The sequence below is a fragment of the Streptomyces sp. AM8-1-1 genome, assembly GCF_032229325.1.
GTDB classification, from domain to species: Bacteria; Actinomycetota; Actinomycetes; order Streptomycetales; family Streptomycetaceae; genus Streptomyces; species Streptomyces achmelvichensis.
The window spans coordinates 1918587-1934778 of sequence record NZ_CP135086.1 but is presented as its reverse complement, the minus strand read 5'-3'; the positions used below and the strand labels follow the sequence as shown (position 1 = coordinate 1934778).

The 16192-nt window shown below is 71.3% G+C and carries 19 protein-coding genes; 7 read left to right on the top strand and 12 right to left on the bottom strand.

Going from position 1 to position 16192, the window contains the following annotated elements:
- Nucleotides 1–2: 2 nt before the first annotated feature.
- Nucleotides 3–722: a hydrogen peroxide-dependent heme synthase gene (hemQ, locus tag RPQ07_RS08825; RefSeq protein ID WP_313943527.1), complete on the top strand. Its 720-nt coding sequence runs from the start codon at nt 3–5 to the stop codon at nt 720–722.
- A 62-nt stretch (nt 723–784) separates the two neighbouring features.
- On the opposite strand, the gene RPQ07_RS08820 is transcribed toward hemQ, so the two are convergent.
- The 6 genes from RPQ07_RS08820 to RPQ07_RS08795 form a co-directional block, all read right to left on the bottom strand.
- Nucleotides 785–2386: an alpha/beta hydrolase gene (locus RPQ07_RS08820; protein WP_313943526.1), complete on the bottom strand. Its 1602-nt coding sequence runs from the start codon at nt 2384–2386 to the stop codon at nt 785–787.
- Between the two features lie 99 nt (nt 2387–2485).
- Nucleotides 2486–3271 (bottom strand): TIGR04222 domain-containing membrane protein, encoded by a 786-nt coding sequence (locus RPQ07_RS08815; protein WP_313943525.1) that lies wholly within the window; start codon nt 3269–3271, stop codon nt 2486–2488.
- Between the two features lie 104 nt (nt 3272–3375).
- On the bottom strand, nt 3376–4365 hold the full coding sequence (locus RPQ07_RS08810; protein WP_313943524.1) for a TIGR04222 domain-containing membrane protein: 990 nt from the start codon (nt 4363–4365) through the stop codon (nt 3376–3378).
- A gap of 5 nt (nt 4366–4370) precedes the next feature.
- Nucleotides 4371–5714 carry a DUF692 domain-containing protein gene (locus RPQ07_RS08805; RefSeq protein WP_313943523.1) on the bottom strand — a complete coding sequence of 448 codons (1344 nt, stop codon included), beginning with the start codon at nt 5712–5714 and terminating at the stop codon, nt 4371–4373.
- Nucleotides 5715–5844: 130 nt separating this feature from the next.
- Nucleotides 5845–6621 (bottom strand): DUF4142 domain-containing protein, encoded by a 777-nt coding sequence (locus tag RPQ07_RS08800; RefSeq protein ID WP_313943522.1) that lies wholly within the window; start codon nt 6619–6621, stop codon nt 5845–5847.
- A 108-nt stretch (nt 6622–6729) separates the two neighbouring features.
- Nucleotides 6730–7446, bottom strand: coding sequence for an aminoacyl-tRNA hydrolase (locus RPQ07_RS08795; protein WP_313943521.1), 717 nt, complete (start codon nt 7444–7446; stop codon nt 6730–6732).
- An 81-nt stretch (nt 7447–7527) separates the two neighbouring features.
- Here RPQ07_RS08795 and RPQ07_RS08790 point away from each other — a divergent pair, with 81 nt between their 5' ends.
- Together RPQ07_RS08790 and RPQ07_RS08785 are read left to right on the top strand one after the other, a co-directional pair.
- Nucleotides 7528–8202, top strand: a complete 675-nt coding sequence (locus tag RPQ07_RS08790; RefSeq protein ID WP_313943520.1) for an AIM24 family protein — start codon at nt 7528–7530, stop codon at nt 8200–8202.
- 147 nt (nt 8203–8349) lie between these two features.
- Nucleotides 8350–9009, top strand: a complete 660-nt coding sequence (locus tag RPQ07_RS08785) for an RraA family protein (protein WP_313943519.1) — start codon at nt 8350–8352, stop codon at nt 9007–9009.
- Between the two features lie 64 nt (nt 9010–9073).
- On the opposite strand, the gene RPQ07_RS08780 is transcribed toward RPQ07_RS08785, so the two are convergent.
- Complete coding sequence (locus tag RPQ07_RS08780) at nt 9074–9811, bottom strand: flavodoxin family protein (RefSeq protein WP_313943518.1); 738 nt, start codon at nt 9809–9811, stop codon at nt 9074–9076.
- A gap of 301 nt (nt 9812–10112) precedes the next feature.
- Here RPQ07_RS08780 and RPQ07_RS08775 point away from each other — a divergent pair, with 301 nt between their 5' ends.
- From RPQ07_RS08775 to msrB, 3 genes are all read left to right on the top strand, one after another.
- A complete protein-coding gene (locus RPQ07_RS08775; protein WP_313943517.1) occupies nt 10113–11033 on the top strand; it encodes an NADP-dependent oxidoreductase in 921 nt (306 codons plus the stop codon).
- A 145-nt stretch (nt 11034–11178) separates the two neighbouring features.
- Nucleotides 11179–11631, top strand: a complete 453-nt coding sequence (locus RPQ07_RS08770) for a DUF5709 domain-containing protein (RefSeq protein ID WP_313943516.1) — start codon at nt 11179–11181, stop codon at nt 11629–11631.
- Between the two features lie 86 nt (nt 11632–11717).
- Nucleotides 11718–12164 (top strand): peptide-methionine (R)-S-oxide reductase MsrB, encoded by a 447-nt coding sequence (gene msrB, locus RPQ07_RS08765; RefSeq protein ID WP_313943515.1) that lies wholly within the window; start codon nt 11718–11720, stop codon nt 12162–12164.
- Nucleotides 12165–12203: 39 nt separating this feature from the next.
- Here msrB and RPQ07_RS08760 read toward each other — a convergent pair whose 3' ends face one another.
- The 5 genes from RPQ07_RS08760 to RPQ07_RS08740 form a co-directional block, all read right to left on the bottom strand.
- Nucleotides 12204–12500, bottom strand: coding sequence for a DUF6510 family protein (locus RPQ07_RS08760; RefSeq protein ID WP_313943514.1), 297 nt, complete (start codon nt 12498–12500; stop codon nt 12204–12206).
- A gap of 11 nt (nt 12501–12511) precedes the next feature.
- On the bottom strand, nt 12512–13255 hold the full coding sequence (locus RPQ07_RS08755; RefSeq protein WP_313943513.1) for a ferredoxin reductase: 744 nt from the start codon (nt 13253–13255) through the stop codon (nt 12512–12514).
- Nucleotides 13225–13824 carry a molybdopterin-dependent oxidoreductase gene (locus RPQ07_RS08750; RefSeq protein ID WP_313943512.1) on the bottom strand — a complete coding sequence of 200 codons (600 nt, stop codon included), beginning with the start codon at nt 13822–13824 and terminating at the stop codon, nt 13225–13227. Before RPQ07_RS08750 ends, RPQ07_RS08755 begins: the two co-directional genes overlap by 31 nt.
- Before the next feature lie 147 nt (nt 13825–13971).
- Nucleotides 13972–14847 (bottom strand): polysaccharide deacetylase family protein, encoded by an 876-nt coding sequence (locus RPQ07_RS08745; protein ID WP_413777718.1) that lies wholly within the window; start codon nt 14845–14847, stop codon nt 13972–13974.
- 58 nt (nt 14848–14905) lie between these two features.
- Nucleotides 14906–15391 (bottom strand): MarR family transcriptional regulator, encoded by a 486-nt coding sequence (locus RPQ07_RS08740; RefSeq protein ID WP_313948825.1) that lies wholly within the window; start codon nt 15389–15391, stop codon nt 14906–14908.
- Between the two features lie 255 nt (nt 15392–15646).
- Between RPQ07_RS08740 and RPQ07_RS08735 the strand changes: the two genes are divergently transcribed.
- On the top strand, nt 15647–16156 hold the full coding sequence (locus RPQ07_RS08735) for a hypothetical protein (protein WP_313943511.1): 510 nt from the start codon (nt 15647–15649) through the stop codon (nt 16154–16156).
- Nucleotides 16157–16192: the final 36 nt, after the last annotated feature.

Sequence of the window (16192 nt, the reverse complement as noted above, 5' to 3'; positions counted from 1 at the left end):
ACATGAGTGCGCCCGAAAAGATCCCGAACGCAGGCAAGAAGGCCAAGGACCTCAACGAGGTCATCCGGTACACGCTGTGGTCCGTCTTCAAGCTGCGCGATGTGCTCCCCAGCGACACCGACCGGTCCGCCTACGCCGACGAGGTCCAGGAGCTGTTCGACCAGCTCGCCGCCAAGGACGTCACCGTGCGCGGCACGTACGACCTCTCCGGGCTGCGCGCCGACGCCGACCTGATGATCTGGTGGCACGCCGAGACCGCGGACGAGCTCCAGGACGCGTACAACCTCTTCCGGCGCACCCGCCTCGGCCGGGCGCTGGAGCCGGTCTGGTCGAACATGGCGCTGCACCGCCCCGCCGAGTTCAACAAGTCGCACATCCCGGCCTTCCTGGCCGACGAGACGCCGCGCGACTACGTCAGCGTCTACCCCTTCGTGCGCTCCTACGACTGGTACCTGCTGCCCGACGAGGACCGCCGCCGCATGCTCGCCGACCACGGCAAGATGGCCCGCGGCTACCCGGACGTGCGCGCCAACACCGTGGCGTCCTTCTCGCTCGGCGACTACGAGTGGCTGCTGGCCTTCGAGGCGGACGAGCTGTACCGCATCGTCGACCTGATGCGTCATCTGCGCGCCTCCGAGGCACGGATGCACGTCCGTGAAGAAGTCCCGTTCTACACCGGCCGTCGCAAGTCGGTCGGCGACCTGGTGGCGGGCCTCGCCTGAGGCCGGCCACACCATGAAGGCCGGGCCCGCATCCGCGGACCCGGCCTCGGCGACCCGGAAGATCAGACGGCGTGCGGCAGCTTCGGCTGTGCGGCCCGCCGGTCCAGCGACACCGGGTCAGGCTCCGGGTGCGGCGCGCACGACGCGCGCCGCACCGGTGTCTCACCGCGGAGCAGGTAGTTCTCCAGGTGGGCGTTGACGCACCCGTTGCTGCCGCCCCCGATGCCGTGCGTCCCGGAGTCCTCCTCCGTGATCAGCACCGAACCCTTCAGCCGCTGCGCCAGTTCGCGCGCCCCTTCGTACGGTGTCGCCGCGTCCCTCTCGGCCGCCAGGATCAGCGTCGGCGGCAGCGCCCCGCGCTTCGTCCGGACCTCCAGCGGCTCCTGCCGGGGCGCCGTCCAGAACGCGCAGGGCAGGTTCATGAAGGCGTTGTCCCAGGTCTCGAACGGCGCCCTGCGGGCGAGTGCGGTGTTGTCGCGGTCCCAGACCTCCCACTCGGTGGGCCACGGGGCGTCGTTGCACTCGACGGCGGTGTAGACGGCGTTGGCGTTCTCCGATTCCTTGGCGTACTCCGGCCTCGGGGCGGCCTGCGCGATCAGCGGCTTCTCGTTGCCCTTCAGATACTCCGAGAGCGCGGTCGCCCGCGCCACCCAGACGTCGTCGTAGTACCCGGTGCCGAGGAACGCCGCGTGCAACTGACCCGGGCCGACCTTGCCGCCCGCCGGCTTCGCGGCGAGACGGTCGCGCGCCTTCTCGTAACTGCGCATCACCTGCTCGGGCGTGGTGCCGAGATGGAACGTCGCGTCGTGCCGCGCGGCCCAGGCGCGGAAGTCCGACCAGCGGCTCTCGAAGGCCAGTGACTGGTTGAGGTTGTTGCGGTACCAGATCTGGTCGGTGTCCGGGTTCACCGCCGAGTCGAAGACCAAGCGGCGTACGTGCGAGGGGAAGAGGGTCGCGTACAGCGCGCCGAAGTACGTGCCGTAGCTGGCGCCCATGAAGGTCAGCCGCGGCTGGCCGAGCGCGGCCCGCAGCACATCGAGGTCACGGGCGTTGTTGAGCGAGGTGTAGTGACGCAGCGCCGCTCCGGTCTTGCGCGCACAGCCCTCCGCGTACGCCTTCGCCTGCGCGATCCGCTCGGTCTTGTACGCGGGGGAGGGGTGTACCGGTGACGGCGTCGGAGCCTTGCCGAAGTCGGCGGAGTCCTGGCAGGACAGCGGCGCCGAACGGCCCACCCCGCGCGGGGCGTAGCCCACGATGTCGTACGCCCGCGCGATCCGCTTCCACTCCGGGAGCTGGGCCGCCATCGGGAAGTACATGCTGGAGGCGCCCGGGCCGCCCGGGTTGTAGACGAAGGCCCCCTGGTACTCGGTCGCCTCACCGCTCGCCTTCACGCGGCTGACGGTCAGGGTGATCTGACGGCCCGACGGGTCCGCGTAGTCCAGCGGAACCTTGACCGTGCCGCAGCTGACGGATGAGGGCAGCCCCTCGACCTTGGGGCAGGTGCCGAACACGATGCCCGCGTCGGCGGCCCGCTTCGCGGCGACAGCCGTTCCCTGCATCTCGGTGTCGAGGGTGGTGGTACCGCCGGCCGGGGCGACGGCCAGTGCGGTGATGACCAAGGAGCCGAGGCCGCTCACGGCCCCGTACTTCGTCACTGCTCTCATCGCGTTCCCTTCGTACGGACGGCGGCTGTGCGGCCGTGGAAAGGGAGATCCTTCGCGGAGCAGATAGTCATGTAAAGAACCTGAATGGGGTGTCGGCCCTCAATGACCCGTAAGAGGTGAACCACTTGTGCGGCCGACCGTGAGAGCGGCCCGCAGCGACGGGTCGTCGACCGCGCCGACGCCGTGCACCGCCACCGCGGTCAGAAACGCCCGCTCGCTGCCGTCCCCGGTGCCGACGAGGCCGACCAGCAGACGCCGGCCGTCGGGTGAGGCCCACCGGGTGTAGGGATGCACCTCGATCCGCGCGATCGCCAGAGCGCCGAGCGTGAGGACGAGCGGCAGCGCGAACCAGACGAGCAGGGGCCCGCCGCCGCCCTCCTCCTGAGGGACCATCAGCAGCGAGAGGGCCGCCAGCGCCGCGGTGAGCACGGTCGCGCCGCGCACCTGACGGACGGCGGAGGCCACCTGCGTCCGGTCGCCGTCCGGGACGGCGAGGCCCGCGTGGACCAGACGGTCGGCGAGGGTGCGCACCGCGTCGGCGGCGGAGGCGGCGGCCCGTACCGCCCCTATCCGCGCCTGGCCCGCGGCCCCGATAGCGCCGATCACCGAACGTTCCAGATCGTCCTCGCCGTCCGGGTCCACGACGGTGGCCCAGCCCGTGTGCGCCAGCAGCAGCCTGCGCCGGCGGTGCATCGAGACGAGGGTGAGCTCGGTGACCCGCTGCGGGCCGCCGGCCAGGAAGGCCGCCTCGTACAGCGTCAACTCCCGCTGTGCGCCGAGCCGCGCGCTGGGCGGGCGCGCCGTGTCGACCGCCGCGAGACACAGGCGGGCGCAGCTGAGTCCCGCCGCTGACCAGGCCAGGAACAGAAACACGAGCGAGAGCATGCGCGTGTTGTACGCGAGATCTCCTTCGCGGCGCCACATCTTGTCCACGATCCGGACACGGCATCGCGGACCGGTGACGCACCGGCGGTCACGGGGGACCGGGGTCAGGAGCTGCTGCCGCCCCCGCAGCTCGACCCGCCGGACGAACCCCCGCCCCCGCAGCTGGAGCCGCCCGACGAACCGCCGGAGGACCCGCCGCAGCCCGACCCGCCCGACGAACCGCCGCACCCCGAGCCGGAACTGCTGCCGCAGCCGGACCCTCCGCCGCCGTCCGGGCTCGACGCCGCGCACCACACGACCGTGGTGGTGGCCGCGAACGCGGCCGAACGCTCGTACCGGGACACGGGAGTCCGGGCCGCGGTCCTCAGCTGGGCCTGGAGGAAGGGATCCGTCACGCCGTGCAGGCCGTGGAGGGCGACGAGATGGGCGGGGGAGTGCAGATGCGCGAACTGCACCCCGAAGGAACGCAGGGCGTCCTGGCCGGCCGAACTGATCCGGCGGCGCGAGCGGGCGGCCGCCGTGAAGCCGAACCCGATGCCCACGAACAGGGCGGGCAGTACCAGCATGATGAACGGAATGTCGGGGTCGTCGGGACCGGAGACGAAGCTCAGAACCGTGACGACGAACGCGAACGGAATCCCCATCACGCACACGAACCCCTGACAGAGGCCCCAGACGGTCAGCGCGCGGTTCGCCCGCGGCGGGAGCATCAGCCCGCGCGCGGCGAGACCGTCGCCGATCTCCTGCACGGCGGGGCTGCGCATCACCGAGCGGCGCAGGGTGTGCAGCGCACCGGTGGGCGACGCGGCCAGTTCGTCGAACACCGCCCGTTCCACGAGGTCCTGGGCGACCGGGCGCTGGGCGACGGCGATGCCGGGACCGCCGATCGCCAGCCGCCCGTCCGCGTGCAGCACGGCGAGCGCCGCGTCCACCACCCGCGCCGGACCGCCGCCGAGGAAGGCGGCCTCGTACACGTCGTGGATCTGTGCCCGGACGCCGGGGGCGGGGCGGCGCTGCGACCAGGACACCCGGACCAGCAGCGTGGTGGACGAGGCGGCCACGGCGACGTAGACGAGGATCGCGAGGACGGTCACGGCGGTCACCTCCTCACCAGCGCGGCCCGGGCCGCCCGCACGATGCGGGCGGTGCGCCGGGGCGGGTGCGCTCCGGCGCGCTCCTCCCACCACCGGGTCAGCAGCCGGCGGGCGCTCTCGTCGGCGGGCTGCCCGGCCACGAGCAGCTGCTCCGCGAAGTCGAGCGCGTCACGCCGGTAACCGGCCTGCATGGGGCGGTACTTGGCGTAGGCGAGGAAGGCGGGCCGGTAGCCCGCGCCGAGGATCTCCGGGAGTTCGGGCGCGACCTTGGCGACGACGTCGGCGCGCTTGGCGGCGAGCGCCCGGCTCTGCACACGGAGCCGCTGCGGGTCGAAGCCCTCGGGGGCGGGAGTCCCGGCGACCAGGGCGGAGAGCAGGGAGGCCTGGGCGATACCGACGCGCTCACGCGCCCCGGGGTCCACGTCCCCGACGGCGGCGCGCACGTCGCCGTCCGTGGTCCCCGCCGCCACGCGCACGCCATCGCCGGCGCGGACCGTGCGTGCCTCGTCGGTGCGGGCCGCGGGCCCGGCGCCGTTCACCACCGTCGCGCGGACGGTCTCCAGTTCGGCCGCCAGCTCCCCCGGCGGGGGGAAGTCGTCGTCGCGCTCCAGCAGGACACCGGGCGGCGCGACCCGCGACCGCAGCTCGCGCAGGACCTCAAGGACCGGTTCGGTGACCGGGTGGGCGTGGGTGTCGTGCCAGACGCCGTCGCGTTCGACACCGCCCGCGACATGGACGTACCGGATCGCCTCGACCGGCAGTTCGTCGAGCGCCTTCGCCGGGTCCTCGCCGCGGTTCACGTGGTTCGTGTGGAGGTTCGCCACGTCGATCAGCAGGCCCACGCCGGTGCGTTCGACCAGCTCGGCCAGGAACTGGCCCTCCGTGAGCTCCTCGTCGGGCCAGGAGATCAGCGCGGCGATGTTCTCCAGCGCCAGCGGCACCGGCAGGAGGTCCTGCGCGATGCGCACGTTCTCGCAGAGCACCTTGAGCGCGTCCCAGGTGCGGGGCACCGGCAGCAGATGGCCGGCCTCGAGCTGGGGGGATGCGGTGAGCACACCGCCGGCCCGGACGAACGCGATGTGCTCCGTCACGAGGGGCGAATCCAGCGCCACGGCCCGCTCCGCGAGATCCCCCAGTTTCTGCTCCGAGGGACGGTCCGCGCCGCCGAGACCGAGGGAGACCCCGTGCGGGACGATCTTGGTGCCGCGCGAACGCAGCCGCGTCAGCGAGGCGGGCAGATGGCCGGGGCAGACGTTCTCCGCCACGACCTCGACCCAGTCGAGGCCCGGCAGGCCCTCCACGGCGTCCGCGATCTCAGGACGCCAGCCGATTCCGATACCCAGTTCCATGGGAAGTCCCCTCCTCTGCCCACTGCGCCGTGTGACGGTGCGTGCAGGGCCTATGGCCCCGCAGGACGGCGGTGAACCCGGAGGAGGGGACGTTCAGAGGTTCATTTGAGGTTGCGGTCCGGACAGGGACCTAGCCGGCGGGCTGCGGTTCCGGCGCCTCCGGGCGGTTGGTGTTGACCGTGCCCGGCGCGACCGGCGAGGGCTTCGAGGTGCCGGGTTGCGACGGCTCCGCGGGCTGCGGCGCCGGCGGCAGGTTGCCGTCCGGCGGCGGCGGGCCCGTGGGGCTCGCGGTCACGCCGGTGGCCGCCTCGTTGGCGATGGCGTCGAAGTCGACCATGCCGGTGTTCTCCAGCATGGTGATGTGGTCCAGGACCGTCAGGTTGGCGTCGCTCGCGAGCTGGCGGATCAGCGTGTTCCTGGTGGTGTGCCGGACCAGCGCGATAGCGGAGAAGACCTTGCCGTGCGCGTTGCGCAGCAGGTTGGCGAACTTGTACTCGTACTCCCGCCCGCTCGCCGCCGACAGTTCCCGCAGCCAGCCCTGCTGCTGCTCGGTCGGCTGGTTCGGCAGCTCCACGCCGAGCTGCGCCGCCACGGTGCGGGCCCGCTTGTCGAGGTCCGCGTGCCCGACGATCAGGTGGTCACCGGCGTCCTTGATCGCCTTCGTGGGGGCCCGTTCGATCGCCTGCTGCCCCGCGGGCAGCTCCCAGAGCCCCGCCAGGCGGACCTTCACCAGCAGGTCGCGGTCCATCGCCGTCAGGGGTCCCCACTGGGTGGCCACCGTAGAGGCGTTGATGTTGTCCTGGCCGGTACCGGAACGGTCCGCGTACGACCACACAGGGAACGCCAGGGCCCCTACCGTGGCGACCAGGGCCGCGATGATGAGTGCCGTCCCGTTGATGCGCCGCAACAAAATGCCTCCTGAGCCGATGTGCTACACCGCAAACCAACCGCCAACTGAATCCGTGTTCAATGCATTCGGCGGTACTGAGAGGTACGTAACGCGGCGGCGGAGTGTTCAACTCCGGAGCGAGGGATGATCGGCGACCACCGTGCAGGAGCCCGGAGCGATCTCCGTGAAGCCGGCGTCGCGCACCACGGGCAGCCCGCTGACCGTGAGTTCCTGCCACAGGGCACGCCCCGGGGTGCGGACGGACAGCCGAAATCCCGTGTCCCGCCACGACTTGCGGTCGGCGTCCGACAGTTCCCACCACGCCAGTTGGGCGCCGTGTCCGGCCTGGGCCATCGCCTTGCCGGCCGACATGTCCAGTTCGGGGCTCAGCCACAGCACCGGCTCTCCCGGGCCCGGCTCGGCCGGCGGCTCCGGATCGTCCAGATCCGTGCCGGAAACCTGTAGTTTGGCCAGCTCCTTGGGCCAGCCGTCGAGGGGCACCGGCGGGAAGACGCGTACTTCCGCCTCCTCGCCCGTCACCGTGATCCCGGGCAGCGCCGACGCCTTGCGCCACTCCGCGCCCCGCGCCCGCCGGACGACCTTGCGGATGCGGGCGTCCTGCCAGTCGCGCATCGCCTGCGCCCACTCGCCGTCCCCGGCCGAGCGGTCGTCGGACAGGATCGTGAGCACGGCCCGTGCGGCGGTCTCCAGCGCGTCGGTGCGCGCCGGGGGCGCGGCCTTCTCGATCCGCACGACCAGCGGCAGTACGTACTGCGGGGCTTCGTCGCGCGAGACGCTCTCGTGCCGGAAGGGACTGTCGGGGCTGATGTCTTCGCTGCTCACACCGCCAGTCTGCCAGCCGCTCCGGAACCCGATTCGCGGGGCTGTTGGCGGAACGGACGCGTCCGGGCGACGATGCACCCCATGAAAAGCGATCTTTTTGCCTCGGAGAACATGGCGCAGCAGGCCACCGTGCCCGGAATGACCCTGCAGAACGCCAAATCGGTCAAGTACGCCGTGAACGGCGAGATGCACGCGCGGCAGGGATCGATGATCGCCTACCGCGGAAACCTCCAGTTCGAGCGCAAGAGCCAGGGCATCGGCGGCATGCTCAAGCGTGCGGTCACCGGTGAGGGCCTGGCGTTGATGGCGGTGCGCGGCCAGGGAGAGGCGTGGTTCGCGCACGAGGCGCAGAACTGTTTCATCGTCGACATCGACCAGGGCGACGCCCTGACGATCAACGGCCGCAACGTCCTCTGTTTCGACGCCACACTCTCGTACGAGATACGGACGGTGAAGGGCGCCGGCATGACCGGCGGGGGCCTCTTCAACAGTCTCTTCACCGGCTACGGGAAGCTCGCCGTCATCTGCGAGGGCAACCCCATCGTCATTCCCGTCACCGCGCAGCAGCCCGTCTACGTGGACACGGACGCCGTCGTCGGCTGGAGCGCCCAGCTGAACACCTCGCTGCACCGCTCCCAGTCCGTCGGCTCGATGATCCGCGGCGGCTCGGGCGAGGCCGTCCAGCTGATGCTCCAGGGCGAGGGCTTCGTGATCGTGCGGCCCAGCGAGCTCACGGCGCAGCCCGCGTCGAACTGACGCGGCGGGTGATCGGGTAGCCGCCGACGGCGCGGCGGCGCAAGATGGAGAGTGCTGCTGAAGAGCTCGCCGAAGGCGCCGGCACGCCATCGGGCGCCGCCGTTCCCGCGCCGCAGGCAGGGCTGCGGCGGACGTGCGGGAGGTCCGATGGTGGAGGAAGCGCCGCGACTGCGCGAACTCGCGGCCCGTGTGCACACCGCAGACGTCGTGGACGCCATGGGGCGATTTCACCGGCACCGATGCCATCTGATGGATCTCAAGAGCCCCACGCCGGATCGTCTGCTCTTCGGACCGGCCGTCACCGTCTCGTATCTGCCGTCGTGCGAGAAGTCCCTGCCGACGGACCGGTACAACTTCACCGAGCTCTTCCGTGAGGCCATCCGTGAAGGCGGGCAGGGGCGGGTGCTGGTTCTGGCGAGCAACGGCTACCCGGACGCGTCGCTCGGCGGCAAGGTCAAACTCTCCCCGCTCGCTGCCCACGGGCTCGCCGGAATCCTCACGGACGCCCGCCTGCGGGACTTCAGCGAGCTCGCGGAGTACGAGTTCACCGCCTACTGCAGCGGCGAAGCCGTGCACTGGGGCGGGAACGCCGTCACGCCGTACGAGGCGAACCGGCCGGCCGTGGTGTCCGGAGTGGTGGTGCGTCCCGGTGACTATGTGTTCGCCGACGCGGCCGGGGCGGCGATCATCCCCGGGGCGGAGGTGCTCACGATCCTGGAGGAGGCCGTGCGGGTGGTGGACGAAGAAGCGCGCTTCGTCGAGACGAGCCATGGTGAGAGCGGATCCGGCGGCGGGCCGAAGCAGTAAGCCCGGGGGGTCCCGCACCGCCCCGCGGGCACCCGGGCGACCTGTCCGCAGGCAGCCGGCCCGCTCACCGGTGTTCGGGGTTCGGCTGGTCGAAGCGTGCGCCCGCGTCCCACTCGGTGCGCTGGTTGCCGCGGGCCGGGATGCCCCCCGCCCGCTTGATCATGGCCGCGAGGTGCATCAGGTTCCAGGTCATGAAGGTGACGTTGCGATTGGTGAAATCGTTCTCGGGGCCGCCCGATCCGGGGTCGAGATACGAGGGCCCGGGGCCGGCCTCACCGATCCAGCCCGCGTCCGCCTGCGGCGGGATCGTGTACCCGAGGTGCTGGAGGCTGTAGAGGACGTTCATGGCGCAGTGCTTCACCCCGTCCTCGTTGCCCGTGATCAGACACCCGCCGACCCGCCCGTAATACGCGTACTGGCCACGGTCGTTGAGCAGCGACGAGCACGCGTACAGCCGCTCGACGACCTGCTTCATGACGGAACTGTTGTCGCCCAGCCAGATCGGACCGGCCAGGACGAGGATGTCGGCCGCGAGGACCCGCTCGTACAGGGCGGGCCACTCGTCGCTGGGCCACCCGTGCTCGGTCATGTCCGGCCACACGCCGGTCGCGATGTCGTGGTCGACGGCCCGTACGACGTCGACCCGGACCCCCTGCGTCTCCATCAGGGCCCGGCTCTTGTCGATGAGTCCCTGGGTGTTGCTCACCTCGGGCGACCGCTTGAGCGTGCAGTTGACGACGAGGGCGCGGAGGCCGTCGAAGCGGTCGGGAAGCGCGTCGGCGGTCGGCGGCTGGGCGGTCACGGAGCCCTCCTGGATTCTGTCACCGTGCCGTTCACGGCGGTGCGACGCCGTCCATGGTGCGCTCCCGGGCTCCGCTCCGGCCGCTGCGGCGCGGAGGGCGGCGGACGACCACACCACCAGCCCAACGGCCGGGCGGGGCCGCACTCCGTGAACCACGCACCGGCGACCACAGGGAGGTCCGGCGGCGCGACGGTGTGTGAGTGCGGCCGAGTTGCCCGTGCCACGGCCGGGTGGTTGTGTCGATGGACGGGCGTGCGCGCGGGGTGAGCGATGTGATCCTTCGTCACAGAGAGGACCTGCCATGCAAGCCATCACCGTTCGAGACCGCGACGCCGGTCTCGGTGGACTCTCCCTGACGGACATGCCCCACCCGCATGCCGCCGAGAACGACGTCATCGTGAAGGTCCACGCCGCGGGGTTCACGTCCGGGGAGCTCGACTGGCCGGGGACCTGGACCGACCGCGCCGGCCGCGACCGGACCCCGAGCGTGCCCGGCCATGAACTGTCCGGTGTCGTCGCCGAACTCGGTTACGGAACGACCGGCCTCACCATCGGCCAGCGGGTGTTCGGACTGACCGACTGGACCCGCAACGGCTCACTGGCCGAGTACACCGCCGTGGAGGCCCGCAACCTCGCGCCGCTCCCGTCGGACGTCGACCACGTGGTGGCCGCCGCGGTGCCGATCTCCGGGCTGACCGCGCAGCAGGGCCTGTTCGGCCACGGACGTCTCACGACGGGGCAGACCGTGCTGATCCACGGTGCCGCGGGCGGCGTCGGGTCGATCGCGGTGCAGTTCGCGCGCGATGCCGGGGCCCGGGTGATCGGCACCGGGCGGGCCGGCGGCAGGGACGTGGCCCTCGGTCTCGGCGTCGATGTCTACCTGGATCTCGAGAACGACCGGCTGGAGGACGCCGGCGAGGTCGACGTGGTGTTCGACGCGATCGGCGGCGAGGTCCTCGACCGCTCGGCCGCGCTGGTGCGCGCCGGTGGCACGCTCGTCGCCGTCGCCATGCCGCCCACGGTCCGTCCCGAGGACGGGCGCGCCGTCTTCTTCATCGTCGAACCCGATCGCGCCGGGCTCGTGGATCTCGCCCGGAGACTCCGCGACGGCAGGGTGAAGCCGATCGTCGGATCCGTGCGGCCGCTCGCCGAAGCGCCGGACGCACTCGGCCCCGGCCGGCGCGGCCGCGGCAAGACGATCATCCGTGTCGCGGAGGACTGAGCGAGGCAGGACTCTCTCCTTCCACATTCCCGTGACGGCCAACAGCGTTACGCTGGGTGGAACGATGCATTCCGGGATGGCGGCGTCCCCCGGGCCGCTGTTCAGCTCCCGCCGGGGCGCATCCCACGGCACGAAGGACTCAGCGATGGCATCGACGAGCGAGTCGGAAAGCTCCGAATCGGCGGGGCTGCTCAGATCCCAGGAGGGTCTGGACGACGAGGAGATCGGCGACTTCCTGGACGCCGGGTACTCGCCGCCGGAACGGCCTCTGGGTATCGGCGAGTGGGGCGTCACGGCCCGAGAGGCGCTGTCGCACGAGGACCTCGACCATCGGCTGGCCCGGGAGGTCGGCGAGAACGCCGTCGACGAGGGTGACGGAATCGGTGACGCCTCGGACACGGATGGCGAGCTGATCGACGACGAGGTGGGCGACGAGCGGGCGGGCCGTCTGCTGGCCTGGGACACCGACGTGACGGGCGGCCGGCGCGACGACGGCTACGACTACTGGGCGCACGACGTGGGCATCGACGGCGGGGCCGCCTCCGCGGAGGAGGCTGCCGTGCACATCGTCCCGGACGCCCAGGACCAGCAGCGCTGAGATCGGGAGCGGTCGATCGGTGCGGTCGCTTCGGGGCGCCCGTCGACTCGGTGCCGTCCGTCCGAGGATCCGCCCCAGGAGGTGCCATGCCCGAGTACGTCAAGAACCCCGAGGCCGTCGCGCAACTCGCACCCGAGCAGTACCGGGTCACGCAACAGGACGGCACGGAGCGCGCGTTCGCCAACGAGTACTGGGACAACAAGGAGCCCGGCATCTATGTGGATGTCGTCTCCGGTGAGCCCCTGTTCGCTTCGGTGGACAAGTACGACAGCGGAACGGGGTGGCCCAGTTTCACCAAGGTGATCGACGCGTCGAACGTCGTCGAGCGGCGGGACGCCTCGCACGGGATGCTGCGTACCGAAGTCCGCTCGGCCCACGGGGACAGCCACCTCGGCCATCTGTTCCCCGACGGCCCCAGGTCCGCGGGCGGACTGCGCTACTGCATCAACTCGGCTTCCCTGCGTTTCATCCACCGCGACGACCTGGAGCGTGAGGGCTACGGGGCTTATGCGGGCCTTTTCGGGGCGACGTGAAGGGACGCGCCGACGTGGGCAGGCGTGTTCGGCGCCTGCTCACCGGTCGTCCATCGGAATGGCGAGCGCCGCGGTGCCGCTCATGTCGAGCCAGACCTCGCCCCTGCCGCGGACCATGCGCATCATGACCTCCCCGCACCCCGGGCAGCGAGCGACGCGGCCGGGGCCGCGGTCGTACACATGCAGCCCGCCCAGGGGCCCGGTACGGGTGCAGTGCGCACACCGGCTCACCGCCGCGGTGACATCGACCGCGAAGATCTCGGACAGTGGCCCCGCGAGTGCGTTGCCGTCCCTGTAGGTGGGCCCGCTGAACGGGTAGCCGGCTGAAACCGTCATGTCACCCTCCGCTAGCCGAATCGTTCTGTGCGGACGCGATCGGGGGAATGGCCGAGAAGGACCAGGTAGGCGGCGGCCTTCTCGACGAAGCCGGTCGGGCCGCAGACGTAGCAGGTCGGCTCGAAATCCGGGGGCCAGCCGTGCCGCGCCAGGTCGTCCGGCTCCACGCGTCCCGCCGGCCGGGGCCACCCGTCGGGTGTCACCCGTGTGTAGACGTACGTCATGTCGAGGCCCGGAGACCCCTTGCGCAGCTCGTCGGCATAGAGACGGTCCGCCGGATCGCGCACGGAGTACAGCAGGCGGAACGGCACCCGGCTGCCGATCGACGACCTCGTACGGATCATGGACATCAGCGGCACGATGCCGGAGCCGCCCGCCACCAGCAGGACCGGCTCCGCCTGCTCGGGCTGCCAGACGAACCAGCCACCGACCGGCCCGCGTATCTCGACGAGGCCCCCGACCAGCAGCGTGTCCACGAGATAGGGCGAGACCTCCCCGTCATCGATGCGCTGCACCGTGAGTTCCAGGTGCTCGCCGTCCGGGACGGACGCGATCGAATAGCTGCGCTGCGTGCTGTACCCGTCCTCGGCGGTCAGCCGGACGTCGACGTGCTGACCCGCGAGATGACCCGGCCAGTCCGGCACGCTCAGCACGAGCGTGGTCGCCGTTCCCGACTCCGTACGCCGGTCCTCCACCTGAGCGGTTCGCCAGCGCAGACGGTCACCTAGTCGCCCCTGTATCGCTGCTCTTGCCATGGGTCTCCGTAGTTGTGGTAGCCGGCGCTCTCCCAGAACCCCGGTTCGTCGTCCAGGCGGAGCTCGATCGCGCGCACCCATTTCGCGGACTTCCACAGATACAGATGCGGAACGAGAAGCCGGGCGGGGCCGCCGTGCTCGGGCGCCAACTCCTGGCCGTCGTAGTCGTGCACGATCCACGCCTTGCCGTCGAGCAGGTCCTCCAGCGGGAGATTGGTGGTGTAGCCGCCGTAGGAGTGGACGAGGGCGAAGTCCGCCGCGGTCTCGACATCCGCGAGCAGGACGTCGAGGGACACTCCTCGCCACTCGGTGTCGAACTTGGACCACTTGGTCACGCAGTGCAGGTCGACCGTGGGCGTCTCCATCGGCAGCTTCTGCAAGGCCGCCCAGTCCCACGTGTGCCGCCGGCCGTCCTCCGCGACGACCGCGAGTTCCCAGGTCTCCAGCGGCACATGGGGAGTCGGGCCGGTGGAGAGCACCGGGAAGTCGTATGTCTCGTACTGGCCGGGCGGCAGCTTCTTGCCGTCGGTGGGCCGCCGGCCGTGGAATCCTGGCGAAATGATGGGCATGCGCGCATCGCCTTCCTCAGCGCAGGACGCGCTTCGAGGACAAAGGGGTCCCTTGCCCTGAAGGCCTGTATCCAGCATGCGCCCGCGGGCGGCGATTGCTCCACTCGGGGCGGGCGGGGGCGAGGCACCCGGGCACCCGGCAACCCCCTAGGCCCGGCCCCGCCGCATCAGCTCCGAGACCTTGACGAGGCGGTAGCCGCGCTTGCGCAGTTCGGGGACGATCTTCCGGACCGCTTGTTCGGTGACCGGGGCCGCGCTGCGCGTGCAGTGCATCACCACCAGTGATCCGGGCTTCACCCCGGCGAGGACCTGTTCCGCGACCGCGTCCGCGTCCGTCGCGAAGGCGTCCCCGCTGACGACGTCCCACTGGACGGCGGTCACCTGGGCCGGGGCGATGGCCCGCAGCGCGGCGTCGTCGTAACAGCCGCCCGGGAACCGGAAGTACGGCACGGTATTGCGGACCCCGGCCTTCGCGAACGCGGCGAACGCCCGGTCCACATCGGCCCGCATCTCGCTCCTGGCCACCGTCGGGAGGCCGTAGCAGGAGGCCTTGAAGGCATGGTGGCTGTAGGAGTGGTTGGCGGTCTCGAAGAGCGGGTCGTTGCCGATCGCCCTCGCCTGGTCCGGATACTGCTCGGCCCAGCGGCCGGTCATGAAGACCGTCGAGGGGACCTTCATCTCCCGCAGTGACGCGATGAGGCCTGGATTGTCGAAGTGCTCTCCGTCGGCCGCCCGCGGTCCCTGATCCGCCGTCATGTCGGCGTCGAAGGTGAGCGCCACGGTCATGTCGCCCGTCGCGGTGGAGGAAGCGGCCCGCTCGAAGACGGGTGTCACCCCGCCCGGACCGGGGGCGAGTGTCGGCGGGGCCTGCTTCGGGCGCTGCTGCGGGGGTTTTCCGGGGTGGGGCGAGGCAGCGGCGGCCTTGCCGGGGGAGGGCGGCGCGGACGACGACCCGCTTCCGCAGCCGGCGAGCACGGCACCCAGGGCGGCCACGGCCGCAAGCCTTCGTACGATAATGATCACTGACGGAAAATATACGATCATTCCATCAATGAAGGGACACCTCGCTCGGTGTCGGGTTCTACGACCCGGAGGTCCAGCCGAGCGGGTGCAGTTCCACCGGGCCGGACGGGGCGTCCGGCTCGCCGCCCGCCTCGGAGAAGGCGTTCAGCGCCGCGATGAGGGCCGCGCGCTGCTCCGGAGCCAGGCGCTCGACGATCGTGCTGATCTCCCCACGCCGCTTGGTCATCACCTCGTCCACGATGCGCGCGCCCTCCGGGGTGAGCCGAAGCTCCGTCTCGCGGCGGTTGCCGGGGTTGGTCCGGCGGTCCACCAGGCCGACGGCGATGAGCCGGTCCACCATGCGCATCGCCGTCGAGGGGCTGACCGCCAGCCGCTCCGCGAGCAGGACGAGCTTGGCGGCACCGTGCGTGGACAGCACGACCAGCAGCCGGAACTGAGGGAGCGTGACCCGGTCCTCCACCGACGCGAGGGACCGCGCCGAGATCGCGACCAGCAGTCGGGAGGCGGTGAGCACCGCGCCCGTGACCGCCTCCACGTCGTCCATCCTGTCGGCGCGCAGCCCGCTGCCGGGACCGGCCGGCTCCCGGAGGTGACCGGTCGCGCCGGACTGCTGTGTCTGCTCCTTCATGGGCCTCTTTCTACCCTGCCGCGACCGCCGCCGATGAACGTGCCCTTCGCCCGACCCGTACTCATGGCGGGGCGCCGCACCGGCCGCCGGTCGCGGTACCGCTCTCTTGCACTGTGCAATGATGCCCGGCGGGGGCTCGCCGACGTCCGGGCCCTGTTCGGGAGGAATGCGATGACGGTGTCCCCGAGAGCCGGAGTTCTCGCCGGCTTGGCCGACGTGCGCGCGGTACCCGTGGACCGGGGCGGCGCGCTGTGGCGACTGTCGGAGGCGGGCAGGCAACTGGACGCCAACATCATCCGCGTACCGCCCGGTGACCGGGTCGCGCGCCATGCCGAAGCGGACCTGGACGTCCTGCTCTGTGTACTCGACGGCAGCGGTGAGCTGGAGACCGACGCGGGCCGGCAGCGCCTGGAGGCCGGTTCGGTGGCCTGGCTCCCGCGTGGCAGCCACCGGGCGCTGTCGGCCGGAGCGGACGGACTCGCCTACGTCACCGCGCACACCCGCCGTCCCGGGCTCGCCATCCGCAATGCCTCCGCCTCCGCCGTCGCTGCCGTTTCCGCGGAGCCCGAAGGCGGCGAAGCGGCCTGCCTGCTGAACCGGATCTGTCCCGCGTGCGATCGTCCGGCCGAAGCAATCGACGCACGTTACTGCACCCGTTGCGGCAGTTCACTGGCGCCCTGAGCGCCTTCTGACGAACCATCAACAAGGTTCTTTTGC